Here is a 1,303-nt window from a genome sequence, read left to right as displayed (position 1 = left end):
GCCACCGGCGAGCGCCAGCGTGCACTCGCCGGAGCGCAGCGCCTGCGCGGCCAGGTGCATGGCGACCAGCGACGAGGAGCAGGCCGTGTCGACGGTGACCGACGGGCCGTGGAGGCCGAAGGCGTACGAGATCCGGCCGGAGGCGATCGATCCGGCGCTGTTGTTGGCCGCGTAGTCGTGGTACATCATCCCGGCGAAGACGCCGGTGGGCGTGCCCTTGAGCGTGGCGGGCTCGATGCCGGCCCGCTCCAGGGCCTCCCAGGAGGCCTCCAGCAGCAGCCGCTGCTGCGGGTCCATCCAGAGCGCCTCGTTGGGGCTGATGTTGAAGAAGCCGGCGTCGAACTCGGCGGCGTCGTGCAGGAAGCCGCCCTCCCGGGTGTACGTCTTTCCGGGGCGGCCGGGCTCGGGGTCGTAGAGCGCGGCGGTGTCCCAGCCCCGGTCGGTGGGGAAGCCGCTGACGGCGTCGACGCCGTCGGCGACGAGGCGCCACAGCTCCTCGGGTGAGGTGACGCCGCCCGGGTAGCGGCAGGCCATCCCGACGATGACGACGGGTTCGTCCGTGCCGTTGGTCGCCACGGCCGCCACCGCCCGGGAGACCAGGCCGGAGACCTCGTCGACGAGGTGTTCGGCGAGCACCACCGGGTTGGGGTAGTCGAAGACCAGGGTGGCGGGCAGCCGCAGCCCGATGGCCTCGCCGATCCGGTTGCGGAACTCGACGGAGGAGAGCGAGTCGAAGCCCAGCTCGTCGAAGGCCCGGTCGGGCTCGATCGCCTCCGGGCCGGCGTGGCCCAGCGTGACGGCGGCCTGGGCGCGGACCAGCTCGAGCAGCAGGGCCACCCGCTCCTCGCGGGAGAGGCCGACGAGCCGCCGTTCGAGGCCGGTCGCGGTGCCGGAGCGGCCGGCGGTGCCGCGTCGCGCCGTCCGGCGGACCAGGCCGCGCAGCAGGGGCGGCCCGTCGTCACCGGCGGCCGCGACGGCGGCGAGGTCCAGCTTGACGGGTACGACGACGGCCTCGTCGACGGTCAGCGCCCGGTCGAAGAGGTCGAGGCCCTCCGCCGAGTGGATCGGCTGGATGCCGCCGCGGGCGAGGCGGCGGACGTCGGCGTCGGTGAGGTCGGCGGCCATCCCCGACTCGTCACCCCACAACCCCCACGCCAACGACAACCCCGGCAACCCCGCCGCCCGGCGACGTACCGCCACGGCATCCAACGCCGCGTTCGCCGCCGCGTAGGCGCCCTGGCCCGCGTTGCCGAACGCCCCCGCGATCGACGAGAACAACACGAACGCCGTCAACGGCAACCCA

The 1,303-nt window shown here is 74.4% G+C and carries 1 protein-coding gene; it reads right to left on the bottom strand.

Features of this window, described 5'->3' with window-relative positions; genetic code table 11:
* Window positions 1-1,303 (bottom strand): beta-ketoacyl reductase (locus V6U81_RS29035; protein ID WP_334494238.1); only part of this gene is annotated, 1,303 nt, incomplete at both ends.

Origin of the sequence: Micromonospora lacuserhaii (genome assembly GCF_036902735.1) — a bacterium.
In the GTDB taxonomy this organism is placed as follows: Bacteria; Actinomycetota; Actinomycetes; order Mycobacteriales; family Micromonosporaceae; genus Micromonospora.
This window is presented reverse-complemented; position numbering and strand designations above follow the sequence as displayed.